At 61.4% G+C, this 20071-nt stretch carries 17 protein-coding genes; 12 read left to right on the forward strand and 5 right to left on the reverse strand.

Annotated features, from left to right (window positions below):
* The first annotated feature begins 177 nt into the window (after positions 1–177).
* From OH764_RS21305 to OH764_RS21350, 10 genes are all read left to right on the forward strand, one after another.
* On the forward strand, positions 178–2349 hold the full coding sequence (locus OH764_RS21305) for an FUSC family protein (RefSeq protein ID WP_498850678.1): 2172 nt from the start codon (positions 178–180) through the stop codon (positions 2347–2349).
* Positions 2346–3845, forward strand: a complete 1500-nt coding sequence (locus OH764_RS21310; protein ID WP_498850679.1) for an outer membrane factor lipoprotein domain-containing protein — start codon at positions 2346–2348, stop codon at positions 3843–3845. The genes OH764_RS21305 and OH764_RS21310 overlap by 4 nt, the downstream gene beginning before the upstream one ends.
* The gene (locus tag OH764_RS21315) at positions 3829–4029 is read left to right on the forward strand and encodes a DUF1656 domain-containing protein (RefSeq protein WP_498850680.1); all 201 of its coding nucleotides are present in this window, start codon (positions 3829–3831) and stop codon (positions 4027–4029) included. Before OH764_RS21310 ends, OH764_RS21315 begins: the two co-directional genes overlap by 17 nt.
* A 49-nt stretch (positions 4030–4078) precedes the next feature.
* Positions 4079–5041 (forward strand): HlyD family secretion protein, encoded by a 963-nt coding sequence (locus tag OH764_RS21320; RefSeq protein WP_498850681.1) that lies wholly within the window; start codon positions 4079–4081, stop codon positions 5039–5041.
* A gap of 196 nt (positions 5042–5237) precedes the next feature.
* Complete coding sequence (locus tag OH764_RS21325; RefSeq protein WP_498850682.1) at positions 5238–5675, forward strand: PRC-barrel domain-containing protein; 438 nt, start codon at positions 5238–5240, stop codon at positions 5673–5675.
* Positions 5676–6008: 333 nt separating this feature from the next.
* Positions 6009–8213, forward strand: coding sequence for a PAS domain-containing sensor histidine kinase (locus OH764_RS21330; protein WP_498850683.1), 2205 nt, complete (start codon positions 6009–6011; stop codon positions 8211–8213).
* Positions 8203–8895, forward strand: a complete 693-nt coding sequence (locus tag OH764_RS21335; protein WP_498850684.1) for a response regulator transcription factor — start codon at positions 8203–8205, stop codon at positions 8893–8895. Before OH764_RS21330 ends, OH764_RS21335 begins: the two co-directional genes overlap by 11 nt.
* A gap of 346 nt (positions 8896–9241) precedes the next feature.
* Positions 9242–10192, forward strand: a complete 951-nt coding sequence (locus OH764_RS21340) for a helix-turn-helix domain-containing protein (RefSeq protein WP_498850685.1) — start codon at positions 9242–9244, stop codon at positions 10190–10192.
* Positions 10179–10436: a hypothetical protein gene (locus OH764_RS21345; protein WP_498850686.1), complete on the forward strand. Its 258-nt coding sequence runs from the start codon at positions 10179–10181 to the stop codon at positions 10434–10436. Before OH764_RS21340 ends, OH764_RS21345 begins: the two co-directional genes overlap by 14 nt.
* Before the next feature lie 24 nt (positions 10437–10460).
* Positions 10461–10874 carry a DUF3331 domain-containing protein gene (locus OH764_RS21350; protein ID WP_498850687.1) on the forward strand — a complete coding sequence of 138 codons (414 nt, stop codon included), beginning with the start codon at positions 10461–10463 and terminating at the stop codon, positions 10872–10874.
* A gap of 76 nt (positions 10875–10950) precedes the next feature.
* Here the strand turns inward: OH764_RS21350 and OH764_RS21355 are convergent, their stop codons facing one another.
* From OH764_RS21355 to OH764_RS21370, 4 genes are all read right to left on the reverse strand, one after another.
* Positions 10951–11940, reverse strand: coding sequence for a cytochrome d ubiquinol oxidase subunit II (locus tag OH764_RS21355; protein ID WP_498850688.1), 990 nt, complete (start codon positions 11938–11940; stop codon positions 10951–10953).
* A 24-nt stretch (positions 11941–11964) separates the two neighbouring features.
* On the reverse strand, positions 11965–13362 hold the full coding sequence (locus OH764_RS21360) for a cytochrome ubiquinol oxidase subunit I (RefSeq protein ID WP_498850689.1): 1398 nt from the start codon (positions 13360–13362) through the stop codon (positions 11965–11967).
* Positions 13349–15700 (reverse strand): FdhF/YdeP family oxidoreductase, encoded by a 2352-nt coding sequence (locus OH764_RS21365; RefSeq protein ID WP_498850690.1) that lies wholly within the window; start codon positions 15698–15700, stop codon positions 13349–13351. The genes OH764_RS21360 and OH764_RS21365 overlap by 14 nt, the downstream gene beginning before the upstream one ends.
* An 84-nt stretch (positions 15701–15784) precedes the next feature.
* A complete protein-coding gene (locus OH764_RS21370) occupies positions 15785–16084 on the reverse strand; it encodes a hypothetical protein (protein ID WP_498850691.1) in 300 nt (99 codons plus the stop codon).
* A 490-nt stretch (positions 16085–16574) separates the two neighbouring features.
* Between OH764_RS21370 and OH764_RS21375 the strand changes: the two genes are divergently transcribed.
* Positions 16575–18080 carry an ATP-binding protein gene (locus OH764_RS21375; RefSeq protein ID WP_498850692.1) on the forward strand — a complete coding sequence of 502 codons (1506 nt, stop codon included), beginning with the start codon at positions 16575–16577 and terminating at the stop codon, positions 18078–18080.
* Positions 18081–18090: 10 nt separating this feature from the next.
* The gene (locus tag OH764_RS21380; protein ID WP_498850693.1) at positions 18091–18477 is read left to right on the forward strand and encodes a response regulator transcription factor; all 387 of its coding nucleotides are present in this window, start codon (positions 18091–18093) and stop codon (positions 18475–18477) included.
* A gap of 91 nt (positions 18478–18568) precedes the next feature.
* Here the strand turns inward: OH764_RS21380 and OH764_RS21385 are convergent, their stop codons facing one another.
* Complete coding sequence (locus OH764_RS21385) at positions 18569–20032, reverse strand: catalase (protein ID WP_498850694.1); 1464 nt, start codon at positions 20030–20032, stop codon at positions 18569–18571.
* Between the last annotated feature and the right edge of the window lie 39 nt (positions 20033–20071).

The raw sequence follows: 20071 nt of genomic DNA on the forward strand, positions 1-20071 counted from the left end.
AAGCGGCCGCTACCGGCCGCTTTCTCTTGAACGTCGCATAGACAAAAACAGTGCATTTGCGCAAATCGCAGCGGTCCGTCTATCGCAAGCTAGACGCGTGAGAAGGCCCGGCGCGGCACTGGTCAGGGCCGCGCGGAAAATCAACGCTTCCGAAGCCCACGCCCCGAAGAACAAGCCATGAATGTGCAGACGGACAGCGTCGTTCTCCCGCGATGGCGGGACGAGTTGACGGCGTACTGGAAAGACGACGGGCCGCGCTTCTTGCATATCGCCAAAGTTGCGGTCGCGGTGACGCTCGCAATGGGGCTATGCATGCGACTGGAGCTTCGCGCGCCCGGCACGGCGATGGTCTCGTGCGTCATCGTCATGATGCATCAGCAGAGCGGCATGGTCATCGCGCGAGGCTTTTACCGCGGCCTCGGTATGGTGTGCGGTAGTTTTGCCGGCCTCGTGATCGTCGCGCTGTTCCCGCAGCAGCCCCTGATGTTTTTTCTTGCGTTGGCAACGTGGATCGGCGTCTGCGTTTTCGGTGCGTCGTACTATCGCAACTTCCAGTCGTACGGTTTCGTCCTGACGGGATACGGCAAAGCCATCACGGCGATGCCGGCCTGGTCCAACCCGTATGGCGTGTTCGACAACGTCGTGTTCACGGTCAGCGAAGTCGTGATCGGCGTAGTCAGTGCCTGCCTGGTGAGCGCGCTCGTGTTCCCCCGGCGGGTCACGCCGGCGCTCCTGGCGGCGGGCAGCAAAAACTTTTCCGAATTGCTCGAAGCGCTGCACACGATGCTCGGACGGGCGCCCGCAAGCGTTGGGTTCAAACCGTTTGTCGATCTGATCAGCGAGCGCGCCGGTATCGAAAGCCTGCGCAGCGGCGCGTTATTCGAGGATCCGTCGATCCGGCTGCAACACCATGTCCTGCTGGCGCTCGATCGAAGCTTTCTCGACATGGTCGCGTGGATTCACGCGCTGCATCAACTGAAAGCGCGCGCTTCAGCTAACGCGCACCCGCGCGCCGTGGCCGCGGTCGACGAACTGATCGACGCGTTGCTCGCCATTGTGCCGGGCCCGGTTCAACCGGAGATCGTCACGCTCGACCAGGTACGGGCATTGTGCAGCCGGCTCGCCGCGTTCGAGCAGGCTCTGCCTGCGCGGCTGAGCGGGCTGCTCGAGTCGCTGGCGGACCTGTCGCCGCATCAACGGCAGTTCGTTGCGACGACTGGGGCCGCGTTGTTTTATTCGATTGCCGACCTTCGTGTGTTGTGCAGCAGCTATCTGCAGATACGCACGACAGACGGGCGCTCATGGCCGCAATCGGTGATTCAGGCGCTCGGCCGTTTCGGGCGCACACGTGCAACCGCCAATCGAGTCGCCGCGCTGATTGCCGGCGTGCGCGCTGCCGCCGCGGTGTCGGTGGTCGCGGCGGCGTGGCTCGCGTCGGGCTGGCTCGGCGGATCGAGCGCGATTGTTGCGGTCGCGATCACGAGTTCGCTGTTCGCGCTCGTGCCCAATCCGACGATTGCGAGTCGGCAGATTTTCGTCGGTTGCCTGCTCGGCTGGGCGGCCGGCTTCGCATTCAACTTCCTTCTGTTACCGCACTTCGACACTTTTGAGTTGCTCGCCCTGTCGATTGCGATTTTCGTGATGGTGGGCAGTTACCTGAATACGTTTCCAAAAACCGCGATTCTCGGACTCGGCTTCAGTCTGTATTTCTGCTTCATCGTGAATATCTCGAATCCCACCGTATATAACCCGAGCGCTTATCTCGACACCGGGTTTGCGTTGCTCGTCGGCATCGGCACTGCGGCGGTTGCGTTCTCAATCATCGTGCCGCGTGCAGGAGACTGGATCACGGCTCAGTATCTGAAGCAGATACGCGCGTTGGTCGCAACGGGCGCGCGCGACGGTGCGCTGGACGATCTGCTTTTCACTTTTGAATTGAACGTGCGCGATTTCATCATCGAGATCGCGTCGGCGCCCACGGATGCCCGTGTGGATCGCAGCCGGCTGATCGGCTGGGCGTTCGCAGCGCTCGAAATCGGCCGGGCGATGATTCAAGTGCGGCTCGACACGGAGGAACTCGGCGAAACGCTGCCGGCGAAGTGGCCCGCCGTCCAGCAGGCGTGGCTATCGGCAACCGCCAATGTATTCGCGCAGTGCTCGCCGCAGGCCGCAGATGCCGCGCTCGCCGCGACCCTGGAAGCGCTCGAAGCGCTCCCGCTCGCGCCGAACATCACGGTCGATGCGACGATGCTCGCGCACTGTCGGATGCGCGCACTGCTGCATATCACTGAACTGACTTTGCATGACGGTACGTTGTCCTTCTGGGCCAACGTGGAGAAGCCAGCATGACGGCCCGCTGTCTGTCGTTTGGCGCGGCATGCCGCTCGCCGGTCGTCGCGCTCGCGTCTGCGCTGCTTCTGAGCGGATGCATCAACAGCGGCGGCATCCATACGCGCGAGTCGATGATCGATCCCGCATCACTCGATCCAGGCGCCGCGCTCAGCGCGACGCAACATGACGCGAACTGGCCAACCGATCACTGGTGGCAGCGCTGGAACGACCCTCAACTCGACGCGCTCGTGCGGGACGCCACCGCCGGCAACCCCGGCTTGCGCACGGTCGAAGAGCGGACCGAGGCGGCGCGCTATCAGGCGCAGATCGCCGGTGCCGACGAACTGCCACAACTCAACGCCGGCGGCACTTTCGAGCGCAGGCGTTACGCGCGCTACACGACGCCTGCGCCGCCCGGCGGAACAACCGTGTGGAGCAACAGCGTTCAGGCGGACCTGTCGTTCGACCTCGATCTATGGGGCAAGACACGTGCGTTGCGCGAGGGCGCGCTCGACAACGTGCGGGCTGCTGCCGCGGACGCGCGCTTCGCCGAGATCGAATTGCAGACCGCGGTGGTGCGCAGCTATGTGCATCTATCGCTGCAATACGCGCTGCTCGACGTTTATCGCGCGGTTCAGGAGGAACAGCAGCGCACGCTGGACATTGCGACTCGCCGCTGGCGCGCGGGCGTCGGCAGCCAGCTTGAAGTAAGCCAGGCAGCGACCCAGTTTCAGACCAGCGCCACGCGGGTACAGCAGGCGCAGCAGCAACTGGCGTTGAGTCGCATCCAGATTGCCGGCCTGGCGGGCAAGGGGCCCGGCTACGGCGAGGCACTGCGCCGGCCCGTGCTGGCGCTGAGCGTACCGGTCGCGCTGCCGGCATCGCTGCCGGCTGAACTGATCGGGCATCGGCCGGACGTCGTTGCCGCGCGCTGGCGAGTGTTGGGCGCGGACAAAGGCATCGACGCCGCGCATGCCGACTTCTACCCGGACATCAACCTGATAGCCACCGCATCGCTCGGTTCGGCTGCGACCTTCGGCGGCTTCTTCAATTTCATCGACAGCAACGGTGTCGGCCACGGCGTCGGAGCGGCGATCTCACTGCCGATCTTCGATGGTGGACGCCGGCGCGGCCAGTATGGCGTGGCCGTCGCGTCTCGCGACGCCGCAGTCGACGCTTACAACCAGAGTGTCGTGAGCGCAATGCAGGCCGTCGCCGTGCAGGTCGTGTCGTTGCGCTCGCTCGCGCAGCAGCAGGCATCGATTGAAAGCACGCTGGAGTCGTCGCGTCGCTCGTTCCGGCTCGCCGACGCCGGCTATCGCAGCGGCATCTCCGAATTCCTGAACGTGCTGGCGGCGCAGAACGTTCAGCTACAGCAGGAAGAAAACCTCGCGAATATCCAGGCCGGGCAACTCGACGCCTGGGCGCTGCTCATGAAGGAGCTGGGTGGCGGATTCACGCCGGAGCAGAGCGGTTCCGCTTTTGAAGGAGCGCAACGTGCCGGGCGAGATTGAATTCTTTTCCTTGCTGCTGCCCGGACTGCTGCCGATTCTCGCGGTGTGCGCGGCGAGCTTCGTCGTGATCGACCTGATTCTGGCGAAGCTGGGGCTCTATCGCTATACGTGGCACCCGAGCCTGTTCCGCGTCGCGCTGTTCGCCGCTATGTTCAGCGGCGCGTCGCTGCTTTTATGGCGATGACCCATAGCCGAGGAGAGACCATGAAATCAACGACCGCCGACCCCTACCAATGACGATAAACAAGCAATCGATCTTACGCGCGGTGTTCACGCTCACGGCTCTCGCCGTGGCGGTCGTGCTGGTCCGCCTGTTATGGCTCGACTACATGTTTTCTCCGTGGACGCGCGACGGCAGGGTACGGGCGAACGTGGTGCAGGTCGCGACCGACGTCTCCGGCCTCGTCGCCGAGGTGCGGGTCAAGGACAATCAGTGGGTACGCAAGGGCGACGTTCTGTTCATTCTGGATCCGGCGCGATTCCACTATGCGCTAGCGCAGGCCGACGCCGACCTGCTGAGAGCCGAGGCTCAGGTCGCACAAGCGAAGGCGCAGATGGCGGCCAGCGAATCCAGTTTTGCGATGAAGCGTGCGCAGGCCGCGCGCCGGGCTAATCTGGCCGGCGATGTGATCTCGGACGAAAGCCGGGCCGATTCGGCTTCGCTTGCGAGGCAGTCGGGCTCGTCTTACGCCGCCGACGCAGCCGCGTATAACGCCGCTCAGGCCGCGTATAAGGCAGCCGGGGTCGCGCGGCAGACGGCGGCATTGAACCTCGCGCGCAGCGAGGTTCGAGCGCCTTCGGATGGCTTCATCACTAACCTGAATCTGTATCCCGGCGACTTCGCAACAGCCGGCACGGCGCGCATGGCGCTGATCGACTCGCATTCTTTCTGGGTGTACGGCTATTTCGAAGAAACCAAGCTGCCGAAGGTCCATGTCGGCGACCGGGCGGTGGTGCGACTGATGTCGGGCGGAAAGGAGATCCAGGGCCATGTGGAAAGTCTGGCAAGCGGTATAGCGGACCGCGACAACCCGACCGGCAGCGACCTGCTTGCCGACGTCAACCCGATCTTCACCTGGGTGCGGCTCGCGCAGCGGGTTCCAGTGCGCGTACATCTCGACCGGATTCCGGCGGATATCAAACTTGCCATGGGAATGACCTGCACCGTGACGCTGCAGCCACGAAACATGGATTAAGCAAGAGAAGGCGCGCCCGCGGGGACGGTTGAGTGACCATGCCGCCGACGCCGTGCGAATTCGAAAACAGACCGGCCGAAATGACGCGAAACTGCGGGACGGCGCAATGCATTCGAGCCGTCACGCGGCTGCGAGCGTGCGAATGGGTAGGCAGTGAGCGGGCATTTTTAACCGGTTGGTCTTTTGGAGAAACAATATGAAGCTCAAGTGGGCACTGGTATTCGTAGCGGCATCGACCTTCGGTGCTATGTGTCAATCCGCGAGCGCACAGGTGGCGGGCGCTCAGCCCATCGGCATCAGCGTTGAGCAGGCTGAATTGATCATTGAAGGCTGGAGCGCCAAGAAGAGTTTGCTGGGCAAGAGCATCTACAACGATAACGGTGAAAAAGTGGGCGTACTGCACGACATCATCATCGCGCCTGACAACGCCGTTTCGTTCGCAATCGTTGCGGCGCATCAGTTCCTTGGCGTATCGGCGCACGATGTGGCGATTCCCTTGTCGCAACTGGATTACGTGAACGGCAAGCTGGTGTTGGCGGGCGCGACTCGCGACGCCGTCAAGGCGATGCCTGTCTTCCAGTACACGAAGGTCCGTACGGTCCCGATCGCGCGCAAGGACTTCGGCCACCATTGAGGCATCCTCCCGCCTTGGCATGACGCCCGCAAACCGCCGTGGAACATGGCTTTCACGGCGGTTTTCGGTTCTACGACGGCAACTCGTCGTGCAACGTTTAAGGAAAAATAAGTATCACCTTTTGACGCGGGCTCGCGCATGATGCCATCAGATTTGAAAGGGGTTGGTTCCGGTAGATCTGAGTGTCATGTGCCCGGACAGCCGCGCCGGCTGACCGGTGACGGACAGGCTGCCGGTATTCGTTCACGAACGCCCGTTCCAAAAAGTCCTATGTCCATGGTTGTCAGCCTCGTCACGCCCGGTTTTCACCTGGTAGCGCGTTGATCCGCCGGCATGAAAACTTACCCAAGCGTTCTACTCGCCGCGAACCGCGACACCAGCATTCCCATGGCGCTCGCCGCGCTCATCGCGCTGGTCGTGTTCCTGATCGACGCGCTCACGCCGCTCGACATCGCCATCGCAGTCCTTTACGTGGTGGTGGTGCTGCTCGTCGCGTCGACCAACAATCGAGCGGTCACTGTCGCGACAACCTGGGGCTGCGTGGCGCTCACGCTGCTCGGATTCGTGATGTCGCATGAAGGCGGCTATCTGAACGGTGCGGCCGCGCGCTGCCTCGTGAGCCTGGTCGCGATCGGCACCACGTCGGTCCTCAGTCTGAGGAACCAGGCCTCCGCGATGACGCTGCAGGAGCAGATCCAGCTGCTCAACCTGGCTCATGACGCGATCGTCGTTCACGACATGAACGACCGCATCACGTTCTGGAACCACGGCGCGGAAGCCTTGTATGGCTGGACTGCGCAACAGGCGCTCGGCCAGTCGATTCATCAACTCACACAGACCTCTTTTCCGGTTTCGCCCGAAGACATCAAGGACGAACTGCTGCGCACCAATCGCTGGCATGGCGAGCTTCAGCGCGTTCGACGCGACGGCCGCGTGGTCGCCGTTTCGACCCGCGCGGCGCTCTGGCGCGACGCGACCGGCACACCTCGTGCAGTGCTCGCCACCAACAACGACATAACCCGCCGCAAGGAGATGGAGGCTCGGGTCCAGCGTCAGCAGGAAGAGCTGCGCGCCACCATCGACGCGATTCCCGGCATGGTCTGGAGTTCATCGGGCGACGGCACGCTCACGTTCATCAACCGGCGCTGGACCGACATGGGTGTGACGCTGGAAGAGGGCGGGAGCGGCGCGGATGTCTGGCCGGCGATCGTGCATCCGGCCGATTTGCCGCAGATGCAGCGCACCTGGCGCTCGGCAATCGCAACCGGCGCTTCGTTCGAGAACGTGTCCCGAGTCCGCACCGGCACCGGCGCCTACCGGTGGATGCACCTCGGTGCGGAGCCGCTGCGCGACGAAGCCGGTGCGATTTTGCACTGGTATGGCGTCAATACCGACATCGAAGACCGTAAGCAGGCCGAGCAGGCACTGGAACGCAGTGAGGCATTCCTCGCCGACACCCAGCGTTTGAGCCGCACAGGCAGTATTGCCACGCATTTTCCCGACGCGTCGATGTGGTGGTCGGACGAGTCCTACCGGATCTTCGAATACAGCCGGGAAGTCGTCCCGTCCTTCGACGCGATCCTCGCACGGACCCATCCCGCAGACGTCGCGACGGTTCGTGGCGCTTTTGAGCAGGCGAAAGTCGGCGTAGCACTAGTCGATGTCAAGTACCGCCTTGCAATGCCCGATGGCTCCGTCAAATATGTGCACTACGTTGCCCATTTGACCAGGCCGCAATCCGGCGGCACGGAATATGTCGGTGCGCTGATGGATATCACCGAAACTACGCTCGCTCAGGAAGCACTCGCGCGCTCGAGCGCCGAACTCGCGCACGTGACCCGAATCACCATGCTCGGCGAACTCGCGGCGTCGATTGCACACGAAGTCACGCAGCCGATCGCGGCCGTCGTGGCATGTGGCGGCGCAGCCTTGCGGTGGCTGAACAGACCGACCCCCGAGTTGGACGAAGCCACGCGATCCGTCACGCAGATTGTCCGGGACGCAAAACGTGCCGGTGAGATCATCCAGCGAATCCGGGCAATGGCTAAAAAGCGCGACAGTGTTCCTGCACCGGTCGCTCTGAACGGCATCGTCACCGAATCCGCGGAATTGATGCGGCGCGAGTTCGAGTGGCATGCAGTCGAAGTGCAATGGGACCTTAGCGAGCCGTCACCGGAAGCGTGTTGCGACCGAGTGGAATTACAGCAGGTGTTGATCAACCTGCTAATGAACAGCGTGCAGGCAATGGCCGACGTGAGCGGCCCGCGAAAGCTTCGTATTGCCACAGGTATGTTCGACGCCGGCCATGCGCTCGTGAGCGTGCAGGATTCGGGCACGGGCATCAGCGAGGACAATGCGGACCGTATGTTCAGTACGTTCTTTACGACGAAGTCCGAAGGCATGGGCATGGGACTGTCGATCTGCCGCTCGATAGTCGAGGCTCACGGCGGCCGTATCTGGGCGGAATCGCCGGCGACAGGCGGCGCTCTGCTGCAGTTTATCCTGCCGATCGACGATGGGAGATGTCATGAGCAGTAGCAATACGAGCCAGGATCAGCCCGACGGTGCGGCCGCATCGGTGGTCTACGTAGTGGACGACGACGAGTCGATGCGCGGCGCCGTCAGCATGTTGCTGCGTTCGGTGGGGCTAGCCGTGCAAACCTTCGCCAGCGCGCAGGAATTTCTTGCCTTCGAGATGCCCGACGTGCCCAGTTGCCTGATTCTCGATGTTCGCCTGAAAGGCCAAAGCGGACTCGCGGTTCAGGAGCAAATCGCGGCGAACAAACTGGGCTTGCCGATCGTTTTCATGACGGCGCACGGCGACATTGCAATGACCGTGAAAGCCATGAAGGCTGGCGCAATGGATTTTCTGGCGAAGCCGTTTCGCGACCAGGACATGCTCGATGCAGTCACGCACGCGCTCGCGCGCGATCAGGAGCGGCGCGAAGCCAATCGGGTCGTCGACGATCTGCGCCGCTCTTATGAATCGCTGACCGCGCGCGAACGCGAAGTGATGGCGTTCGTCGCCGCCGGGCTGATGAACAAGCAAATTGCGGGCGAGATGAACCTGAGCGAGATCACTGTGAAGATCCATCGCGGGCAAGCCATGCGCAAAATGGGTGCACGTTCGCTTGCGGAGTTCGTCTTGAAGGCCGAAGCACTCGGCGTAAAAGCGCCGCAAAGTACCGCTGGTCCGGCGGCGCGCGGCTCGCGTAACTGAACAGGCAGCGCTTTCGACTTTAACCGTCGTCGGAGCGCTGTTTCGCCCCGAAGACGATCCGCGTTATACGCGCGTATAGGTCATATATCCGCTTCGCTTTAGAAAAAAGCGCGGCAATGCTTTCTTTCTTGACACGCTAGAACCCCAGTGCGCGCGACGCACAGCGAAGGGCCGCATCCGCACGTCCGTTGCGCAATTAAACCTGCAGATGAGTCGACCTAACCATTGGTCATTTGACTCAACCTTATGTAGGGCTAGTGGGCGCATTTGCGGTGCGTTACCTTGTCGTCACTGCAGCATTCATTCCAATTCGCACTATCACATCACTTATTCTGGATGACCGATCATGACCAGTTCGATGTCTTTGCCCGCCGTGGATGTCATCCATAAAAGAAGGGCGAGTTCGATTGGCAGCGAGCGTCAGTGGCGCTGTCCCGACGACGAATGCGACGAGAACACGCCGCAGAAAAACGCTATTGTCATATCGCGGTGGATACGTAACGACAGCGAGCGGATCGAGGTAGTCAATGAGGGCAATACCGCGCATCATTGTATTGCGATGAATCTGAAATGCACGTCGCTGACTTTCTCTCACGCGGGGCAGATCTTGGTTCGCGGACGCGTCACTGCTGGGGCCATTCAAATTACCGCTCCCGACGTGCCATGCGGCGCGGTGTTCGACTCTGCCGCCGACGTGCTGCATCTATTCGTCTCCCAGCAGGTTCTGGGCGAGTGCTTCGAGGACACATTCGGCCGTCCGCACAAAGGCGAATTACGCATCGACGATCCGAAGCTGGTGCGCGATCCCGCTCTTGAACGCCTCGCGCAGGCGCTAGCCGTATCGCAGTCGGACGACGCGACGCTCGGCAAGCTCTTTACCGATAGCGTCAGTCTCGCGATTGTTTCGCGTGTCATTGCGCGGCACTTCACCGTGACGGAGCGCAAGTCGCGAGAAGCAAGCGCACTGCCGCCGTGGCGGCTGAGTCGCGCGATCGAATATGTCGACGCCCATTTGTCGGAGCCGATCGGACTCGCGGACATTGCCGGCAGCACGGGTCTCACCCGCATGCATTTTGCCTCGCAATTCCGGCGTGCGACCGGCATGCGACCTCACGAATATCTGTTGCGTCGGCGGATCGAGCACGCACAGCAGCTTCTTCTCAACTCGCGCCACAACGTTCTCGACGTGGCGCTCAGCTGTGGTTTCCGCTCGCAAGCTCACTTCACGACCGTATTCAAACGGCTGGTTGGAGAGACACCGTATTGCTGGAGGATGAAAAAGAATGTCGATCGCTAAACAGATCCATGCGTTTCTGCAAGTCAGTGAAGCCTTCTTCCGGCAATCAGGCACGCCCATGCATTTCTTCCCGATGCCTCGCAACCAACATGCTCTCGAGGCAATTGACGCTGACGGCAATGAGGTTGCGTGCAGCGACGGCAGCAGGGCGTACGCACATAACGACATGAGAATTTCAAATGACGTGCTGGCGGGTTCGGGCGCTGCGATATCGAACGACGAACGGCGCACGCTGATCGGCTGATTCACCTGATAGAGGAGTGTCATCATGCTGGACAAAGCGAACTACACGGACCCGTGGCTGCGCACACTCGGCTTGCTGTCCGCGCTGTCGGGCGACACGGATTTCGACGACCACGAGTTCGTGGCGGCTCTTACACACAACGGACAGTGGGATCGCCGCGCGTCGGTCCGGGGACAGCATCGCGAAGTCCAGGTCCGCGTGATCGACCGGCCTTCGCCGTCCACCGCGACGCTGGCGTGGCGCGACTCGACGCACTGCTCATATGGCGATCAGGTCTGGCACATGAGCCATGCACGCGTTGCCGGCGTGTGTGCGATGAGCGGACGGCCGATCCAGCGCGGCGATGCAATTTACAAACCACGTCCGTGCCGGCCCGCGCCGCTCAATGCCGGTGCGATGATTCTGTGTACCGTCCTGAACACTGCCCTTGAGGCGTGATCGGCAAGCAACAAAGCCGGCACGAGGCCGGCTCAGTTTCCTCGGATCGGCGAGGTATCAGGAGAAGCACGTTGCGCTAGTCGCCCGCATGTGATCCGGTCACGACCTTGCCCCGGAAGATGTAGTACTGGTAGAGGTTATAGCCAATCATCACCGGGAACAGAAAGCCAATCCCGATCAGCATGAAGACCAGCGTCGACGTGTCCGAGGCGCTTTCCACGATGCCCAGCTTGCCTGGCACGAAGTCTGGAAAGAGGCTGATTGCGAGGCCGGCGAATGACAGTACGAACAGCACGACAGCGCCCCGGAACGGGCCGCGCGAACTGCCCAGATACAGCGCGGCCAAGATGAACGCGAAGGCAACGGCGGCGGCGAGCCCCAGCATGACGAGTACGTGGAACACGCCTGGTTGACTCCAGCGGACGTGCCCCACGTCGCTGACAAACCACGTAGCAACGGTCAGAATCACGGCGGCCGCCACAGTGACGAATGCGCTTAGCAATGCAAGCCGCCGCGACCATTGTTCGATCGTACCGACTGTCTTGTTGACGAGATAGGTCGAGCCGAGCAACGAATAGCCGGCCACCACGCCGACTGCCGACACCACGACGAACACGTCGCTCAAACCGCTGGGCGTGAGACCCGTAATGACTTTGCCGAGCACGATGCCCTGCGCGATAGCGGCGACCAGGCTGCCGACTCCGAATACCTTGTCCCAGAGCGGACCGTGGCTCACGCTGTGCCTGAATTCGATTGCCGCGCCGCGCATGATCAGGCCCGCGATCAGCAGCATGATGGGCAGATAAAGATCCTGCAGAAGCAGCGCATAGGCCTCGGGAAAAGCGCCAAAAAGTGCGCCGCCCAGCACGACGAGCCACGTCTCGTTGGCGTCCCACACAGAGCCGATTGTCTGCACCATCACATCGTGATCTTCGCGCCGCTTACGCAGCAGGCTGAGTATTCCGATGCCGAGGTCGAAGCCGTCGGCGATGACATAGAACACGAGCATGAGACCGATCACGCCGAACCATGTGATCGCGAGCATCGTGTGAGTCGAGCTGTCCATTGGAGGGCCTCGCAATGAAGTGGTTTAGTACTCGGTGACTGCCGAATCGCGCTCTGCCAGCGCGGCGGACTGCGGATTCACGCTGAGGTCGGGGCCGGTTCGCAGCCAGTTGCGCGCCAGTACGAAAAACGTCAGCAGCAGAACCACGTAGAAGACGAAGAACATAACCATGCTCAACGTTACCGACGAAGCCGACACGGTGGAAACGGCGTCTTTCGTGCGCAGCAGACCATAGACGACCCAAGGCTGGCGTCCCACTTCGCGCACGATCCAGCCGGCCTCAACGGCTACGTAAGGCAGCGGGATACATAGCACCCATGCAAGCAGCAGTTTGCGCCGCGCGAGCAACTGTTCGAGATTGCCGCGCGTCTTGCGCAGAACGTATGCGGTCCAGAATGCCAGCACCATGAAGAGAAAGCCGATGCCGGCCATCACACGGAACGCGTAATAAAGCAGCGGAAGCATCGGCGGCTGGTCGTCGGGCGCGAAGTCCTTGAGCCCCTTCACCTGGCCGTGCAGCGAATGGGTGCCGAGAATGCTCAACATGCCCGGAATTTCAATCGACCAGTCGTTGCGCTGCGCCTGCTCGTTCGGCCACGCGAGCAGCGACCACGACGCGCCGGTGCCGGGCGCATTGGTGACCCAATGTCCTTCGATCGCCGCGCCTTTGGCCGGTTGAGTCTTGAACACGCTACCGCCGCTCGAATCGCCTAACCAGATCTGGATTGGCGCTGCAAATACGAGCACGAGCAACGCGATCCTGAACGACTGCGCGAAGAATTCCGGATGGCGACGCTTGAACAGATTCCATGCGGAAATTCCCGCGATCACGAACATGCCGGTTTCGATCGCCGCGACCCACATGTGGGTGACGCCCCAAACCATATCCGGATTGAAGATCGCGGCGGCATAGTCGGTGACGATGATCTTGCCGTTCTCGACCGTTACGCCCGCGGGTGTCTGCATCCACGAATTGGCAACCATGATCCAGAACGCCGAGATACTCGAACCGAGCGCGACCATCGAGGTGGCGAACAGGTGCACGCCGCGCGGCACGCGTCCCCATCCGAGCACCATCACGCCGATGAAGCCCGCTTCGAGCATGAAGGCCATCGCGCCCTCGAAGCCGAGAATGTTGCCGAAGAACTGTCCGCTATAGCGCGAAAAACCCGCCCAGTTCGTGCCGAACTGAAACTCCATCGGAATGCCGCTGACCACGCCGACCGCAAAGTTGAGCACCAGCAGCTTGCTCCAGAAGCGCGCCTGGCGGTAATAGGAGAATTTGCCGGTATGCAGCCACAGTGCCTCGATCAGGACCAGAAATGCAGACAAGCTGATGGTGAGAATCGGCCACAGGATGTGAAAGATGGCTGTCATCGCGAACTGCGCACGCGACAGATCGAGCACGTCACTCAGATGCATGATGAACCCTCACAGTATCGAGAACGGTCGCATGGTGGGAAGAGTCGGCGCCGACGGCCGCGGCGCGCGAGATCTTCACCGGCACGGACTTGTAGGATGGCGTACGGCTTTGCGGGTCGAATGCGTACAGTGGAACGAGAGGGTTCGCCTCCGGATAATAGGCGCCGCAGCAGCCGTCGGGCAGCGAGTATTCGACGACCTTGAAGCTTCGAATCACGCGCTCGATTCCGTCGGTCGACAAGGCCCAGACATCGATGCGTTCGCCCGGATGCAGGTTGCGCTTGTGCAATTCGCGCGGATTCATGAAGACGACATCGCGCTGCCCAAAGACGCCGCGATAGCGGTCCGAGTGCGAATAGAGCGTGGTGTTGTACTGATCGTGACTGCGCATCGTGGTGAGCCATAGCGCGTCGGGATCGTGGTGTGCCGGATTTTCGTCGAGTCCTTTGAAAACCAGAAAGTTGGCCCGGCCGTTGGGCGTGGCCCAGACCCGCTCCCGGGCAGTCGATGCAAGATGAAAACCGCCTGGCACGCGAATGCGTTCGTTGTATGCCTGGAACATCGGATAGACGATTTCGATTTTCTCGCGGATGCGGTCATAGCTCGCCACAAGGTGTTCCCAGTCGACGTGTGAGCCGGCTCCGAGAGTGGCGCGCGCAATGCCCGCGACAATCGCCGGTTCGCTTTTCAGATGCGGCGAGGCTGGCTCGTTCCGGCCGCCTGAAGCATGCACCATCGACATGGAGTCTTCGACGGTGATCGACTGCGGTCCGTCTGCCTGAATATCGATCTCGGTGCGGCCGAGGCACGGCAGGATCAACGCTTCCTTGCCATGCACGAGATGGCTGCGATTGAGTTTCGTTGCGATGTATACGGTCAGGTCGAGTTTGCGCATTGCGGCCTGCACGCGCACCCAATCGGGCACCGCTGCGGCGAAGTTTCCACCCAGCGCGACGAAGACTTTCGCGTCGCCGCGCATCATCGAATCGATCGTGGCGATCACGTCGTGGCCGTGGTCTGCGGGCGGCCGGAAACCGAACGCTCGCTCGACGCCGTCGATCAACGCCGCCGACGGCTTCTCCGTGATCCCGACGGTGCGATTGCCCTGCACGTTCGAATGTCCGCGCACCGGGCACACGCCCGCGCCGGGGCGGCCGATATTGCCGCGCAACAGCGCGAGATTCGCGACCTGCTGAACGTTTTCCGTGCCGCGATGATGCTGTGTCAGCCCCATGCCATACACGAGAATCACATTCTTCGCGCTCATGTAGATGTTGGCGGCGTTCTGAATATCGTCGCGCGACAGGCCGCTCTGCTGGACGATGAGATCCCACCCGGTGGCGCGCAGATCGGCGGCGAGGTCCTCAAAGCCGTGTGTGTGTCCTTCGATGAACTCAATGTCGAGTACACGGGGCTGGTCCGCGGCGAGCGCCGCATCGTCGGCCTCGACGAGCGCTTTCATCATGCCTTTGAGCGCGGCGACGTCGCCGCCGACGCGGACCTGATAGAGAAACGAACTGATCTGCGTGGAGCCGAGCGTCGCCATCTCCACAGGATCTTGGGGTGCCGCGAAGCGCTCCAGCGCCCGTTCGCGGAACGGATTGAACGAGACGATTTTCGCGCCGCGCCGCGAGGCGCTATGCAGATCGCTCATCATGCGCGGGCTGTTGGTGCCGGGATTCTGGCCGAAAATAAAGATCGCATCCGCATGCTCGAAGTCCTCGAGCAGCACAGTGCCCTTGCCGACGCCGATCGATTGAGGCAACCCGACACTCGTTGCTTCGTGGCACATGTTCGAGCAGTCGGGGAAATTGTTGGTGCCGAATTCGCGCACGAAGATCTGATAGAGAAACGCCGCTTCGTTGGATGCACGCCCCGACGTGTAAAAGTCCGCCTGATCAGGATGGTCGAGACCGTTCAGATGCTTCGCGACGAGCACGAACGCGTCGCTCCATTCGATCGGCACATAACGGTCAGACGCCCGGTCGTACACCATTGGATGCGTCAGGCGGCCGGCCATTTCGAGGTCGTAATCGTCCCAGGCGCTCAGCTCGGAAACGCTATGCGCTGCGAAGAACTCCGGTGTGCAGCGATTGACGGTGGCTTCCCAAGCCACTGCTTTCGCGCCGTTCTCACAGAACTCGAACGACGATGTGTGCTTGGGATCGGGCCACGCGCAGCCGGGGCAGTCGAAGCCTTCGGGCTGATTCATTCGCAGCAACGTCTTCGCGCCCGATATCGCGACGCCCTGCAGTGTCAATGCCTCGCCGGTTGCCTTGAGCGCACCCCAGCCGCCGGCGGGTTCGCTATATATACGGATCTGCTTCTTCTTTGCCATCACCATTTCCCGCCGTTTTGTAGAGGGCACGGGCGCAGCATGGCACGCCGCCCGACGCGGCAATTGTGCAAACGCCCGTCCGTTTCAGATTCGCACGCCGGTCTCCGGCTTGCCTGCGTCGCGCGCGACTGGCAGGCGGCTCGAAGCGGCCAACGATCCCGACGTTGAACAAGGGGATTGCGCCTGGATCCTGGAAGCTCGCTGCGGCGCCTCCGATCGGCCGGCTTCGAGCGCGATGCGTTCGAGCGGTAGCCGGGTGTCGCGGTCGGTCTGTTCGAGCGCTTTGCGCAAGTCCGGTGCGCAATGGCTAGTCGCGACACACCACGCCGAAATCAGAAGGCCAGCCGCAACGGCTGCAAGGCGATAACCGGGACGAAATTGCATTGCTCTGCGGGCGGCCATGTCGTGCAATCCCCAAAAGGAGGCCGCAACAGGCCGTGCGGCCAGAGCAGCAAGTCGGATGATGGCGGCCAGTATGTCGGCCGTTGCACATGCGAGCTTTCGTTCCAGCACGGCTAATTGTTTATTTGCACGTGGGCGGCCGTTGCGCGGCGCCGGCTTTCTGTTTCGCGCGGCCACGGCTCGCGTCGAGCATCCGCAAGCATGACGGTCTCATACGAAAGTGTGAGTAGGCGCATGTAAACCACGACGCGCCACGGGCGAGAGCCCGTCGCGCGCAATGGGACAGCGGGAAGGATGCGGCAGCCTGCCGAGGCGGTGACTGCCGTATCCCTATGGATAGTGGTTTCGGCTGACGCCTCCTATTACCATGACTTAACCGGCGCTGGCCTCGTCACCGCCTCGTGGGCAAGGTTGCGAAAGCATGAAAGCTATTGCTTCGCCGTCCCGCTAATCAACCAGACGTGAATCCCGCATGATCAAAATCGGTCGAATAACAGTGTCGCTGGAAATGCGCGAGGTCTATTTCGGTGCAGAATTGGTACCGCTGGGAGCGCGCGCGTTCGGCATCCTCGAACTGCTGATCCGGGCTCGCGGCGCAACCGTTACGAAAGACGAGATCTTCGAGCACGTGTGGTCGAAGTCGGTGGTTGGAGAAAATAACATCCATGTGCAACTGTCCGCCTTGCGCAAGATTTTCGGCGAAGATAAGCAGGCTATCCGCACGATTCCCGGAAGAGGTTATCGCCTGACCCTGGCGGTGGAGATAGAAGACTCTCTGGAAGTGCCCGCGTCTACGCCGACGCCTCGCATTGGGGCCGGTCGCCTCAACAGTTTGCCGGCGATGCAAGGGCCTTTGATTGGCCGCGACAGCACGACCGCGGAACTCGCGCGGGCGCTCACTACGGGGCCCATCGTGACACTGGTGGGTGCGGGTGGCATCGGCAAGACACAACTGGGTATCGCAGTCGCGCGGTCAATCGCGGATGCGGCCGGGATGGAAGTGTGTTTCGTGCCTTTGGCATCGGTCGCAAGGGCGCAGAGCATCGTCAGCACCGTGGCAGCGGCGTTGGGTATAGCAGGCGACAATGGCGACGCTCCCGAGTTGAAAGATCTGGCTGCGGCCGTTCAGGGCCGCAAGCTGCTCGTTCTACTGGACAACTGCGAGCATGTCATTGAGTCGGCAGCGACCGTTTGTGACGTACTGGTCCAGGCAAGCGCCGATGTGCGGATTCTTGCGACCAGTCGCGAGCCGCTCCGAACGAGGGGCGAAATTACGCATTGGGTCGATCCAATGGAGACGCCCGCCGTGGGGGCGGGACTGCATGCCATCCTCGCATGCAGTTCGGTGAAGCTCTTCCTTGCGCAATTGAGCGCGTTCGATGCCGCCGCAATAAGCGACCGTTGCAGTCTCGAGATGATCGCTGCAATCTGCCGTCGGCTCGACGGCGTACCGCTCGCTATCGAACTGGCGGCGGCACGCTCAGCAGTGTTCGGCATCGGCAGGCTGATATTCGAACTCGACGACCGGTTCCAGTTTCTGACTGGTGGGCGCCGTACCGCGCCGCGCCGTCAGCAGACCCTGGAGGCATCGCTCGATTGGGGCTATGAATTGCTGAGCGACGTCGAGAAACTCGTGTTGCAACGGCTCGGCGTATTTCCCACTCGTTTTTCACTTGAAGCGGCATGTGCTGTCGCCGCCTTCAGTCAATTGTCGTGCAACGAGGTCACGGAAGCGATCGTCGGCCTCGCGTCGAAGAGCTTCGTGAGTACCACTGGCGGCAGCAACACCAAGGAATATTTTTTGCTCGAAAGCACCCGGGAATACGCGCTGCGCAAGCTGTACGGATCCCGAGAAGCGAACGAGGCGTTGTCGCGGAAGGCGGCGTTTCTCGCGAAATCGGAAACCGTGCCCGAGCGCAGTCTGGGGATGGTCGCGCGACGCAGCCTGACTGTGGTTGAAGCCGTGGCCTCCTGGTAACGGCATTGGAGTGGTGGCAGCTATGAGTTTTGTGTGCATCGTTGACGATGACGCCTCCATACGGAGCGGCGTCGGCGATCTTCTTAAAGCCGTGGGTTACAGCACGTTGGCTTTCTCTTCCGGCGAGGAGTTTCTCGCGTCGCCGCTGATTGACGATGCGCTTTGCGTATTGCTGGACGTCAGGATGCGCGGCATGCCGGGACTGGAAGTCCAACGTCGATTGAACGCGGGCCACCGGTCGATACCTGTGGTATTCATGTCGGCGCATGGCGACGGGCAGACGGTCGAACGGGCCATGCGCGACGGTGCGGTGGGATTTCTTCGAAAGCCCTTCGCTGAGGAAGTGCTGCTCGATTCGATCGAGCTTGCCATTGCGCGGAAGAATGACGAGGCTTGATTCCATGATCGATCGCTGCGAGCTTTTCGTAAAGGCTCGCAGCGATCGCATATCAACTGGTTGGTCGACTGCTAGTCAGCGTGATGTGACATCACAACCCACGATTCGGCGTCGGACTCGCTCTGCTTGCCGACTCGATAGCCGCCGCGACTCCCTGACCGTAAGCCGGATCGGCCTTCGTGCAGTGCTCGATGTGCAGCTTTTGAATCGGTTCTGACACGCCCGCCATCGCGCGTGCAGTGTTGTCGAAGAGCGCCTGCTTCTGCTCCGGCGACATCAGGCGGAACAGCGCACCTGGCTGCGAGAAGTAGTCTTCGTCGACGCGATGGTTCCAGTGATCCGCAGCTCCTTCGAGCGAAAGCGGCGGCTCGCTGAAATCCGGCTGGTCGAGCCATTCGCCGCGGGTATTCGGGTTGTACGGCGTCGTGCCGCCCATGTTGTTGTCCACGCGCATCGATCCATCGCGATGGTAGCTGTGGGTCGGACACCTAGGCGCATTGACAGGAATCAGGCTGTGATTCACGCCGAGCCGATAGCGCTGGGCGTCGCCGTACGAGAACAGGCGACCTTGCAGCATCTTGTCCGGAGAAAAGCTGATGCCCGGAACGACGTTCGCGGGATTGAACGCGGACTGTTCGACTTCGGCGAAATGATTGTCCGCATTGCGGTTCAGCTCCATCACGCCCACTTCGATCAGCGGATACTCTTTTTTCGACCAGACCTTGGTGAGATCGAACGGGTTGAATGACGTCTTTGCGGCATCCTGCTCGGGCATGACCTGCACGAACATTGTCCACTTCGGGTGTTCGTTGCGCTCAATTGCTTCGTACAAGTCGCGATGCGAGCTTTCCCGATCCACGCCTACAAGCGCCGTCGCTTCGGCGTCGGTCAGGTTCTGGATGCCCTGTTGTGTGTACAGATGGAACTTGACCCAAAAGCGTTCCTTGTCCGCGTTAATGAAGCTGAACGTGTGGCTGCCGAAGCCGTGCATATGCCGGAACGACTTGGGAATGCCCCGGTCGCTCATCACGATCGTGATCTGATGCAGCGCTTCGGGCAATTGCGTCCAGAAGTCCCAATTGCTTTCAGCGCTGCGCAGGCCGGAACGCGGATCGCGCTTGATCGCGTGATTCAGGTCGGGGAACTTGAGCGGATCGCGCAAGAAGAAAACCGGCGTATTGTTGCCTACCAGATCCCAGTTGCCTTCGTCGGTATAGAACTTCACTGCAAAGCCGCGAATATCGCGTTCGGCGTCGGCGGCACCGCGCTCGCCGGCAACCGTTGAAAAACGCGCGAACAGGTCGGTCTTCTTGCCGATCTGCGAGAAGATCTTCGCGCGTGTAAATCTGGTGATGTCATGCGTAACAGTGAAGGTGCCATATGCGCCCGACCCCTTGGCGTGCATACGCCGCTCGGGAATCACTTCGCGGTCGAAATGCGCGAGCTTTTCGAGGAACCAAACGTCTTGAAGCAATGCGGGGCCGCGCGGCCCGGCTGTTTGAACATTCTGATTGTCTACAACAGGTGCGCCAAAAGCAGTCGTTAGCTTCTTCACTTACTACCTCCAATGATGGAAGAAAAACTCCTGAATGCG

It is taken from the genome of Burkholderia sp. M6-3, from assembly GCF_050858985.1.
Classification (GTDB): Bacteria; Pseudomonadota; Gammaproteobacteria; order Burkholderiales; family Burkholderiaceae; genus Paraburkholderia; species Paraburkholderia caledonica.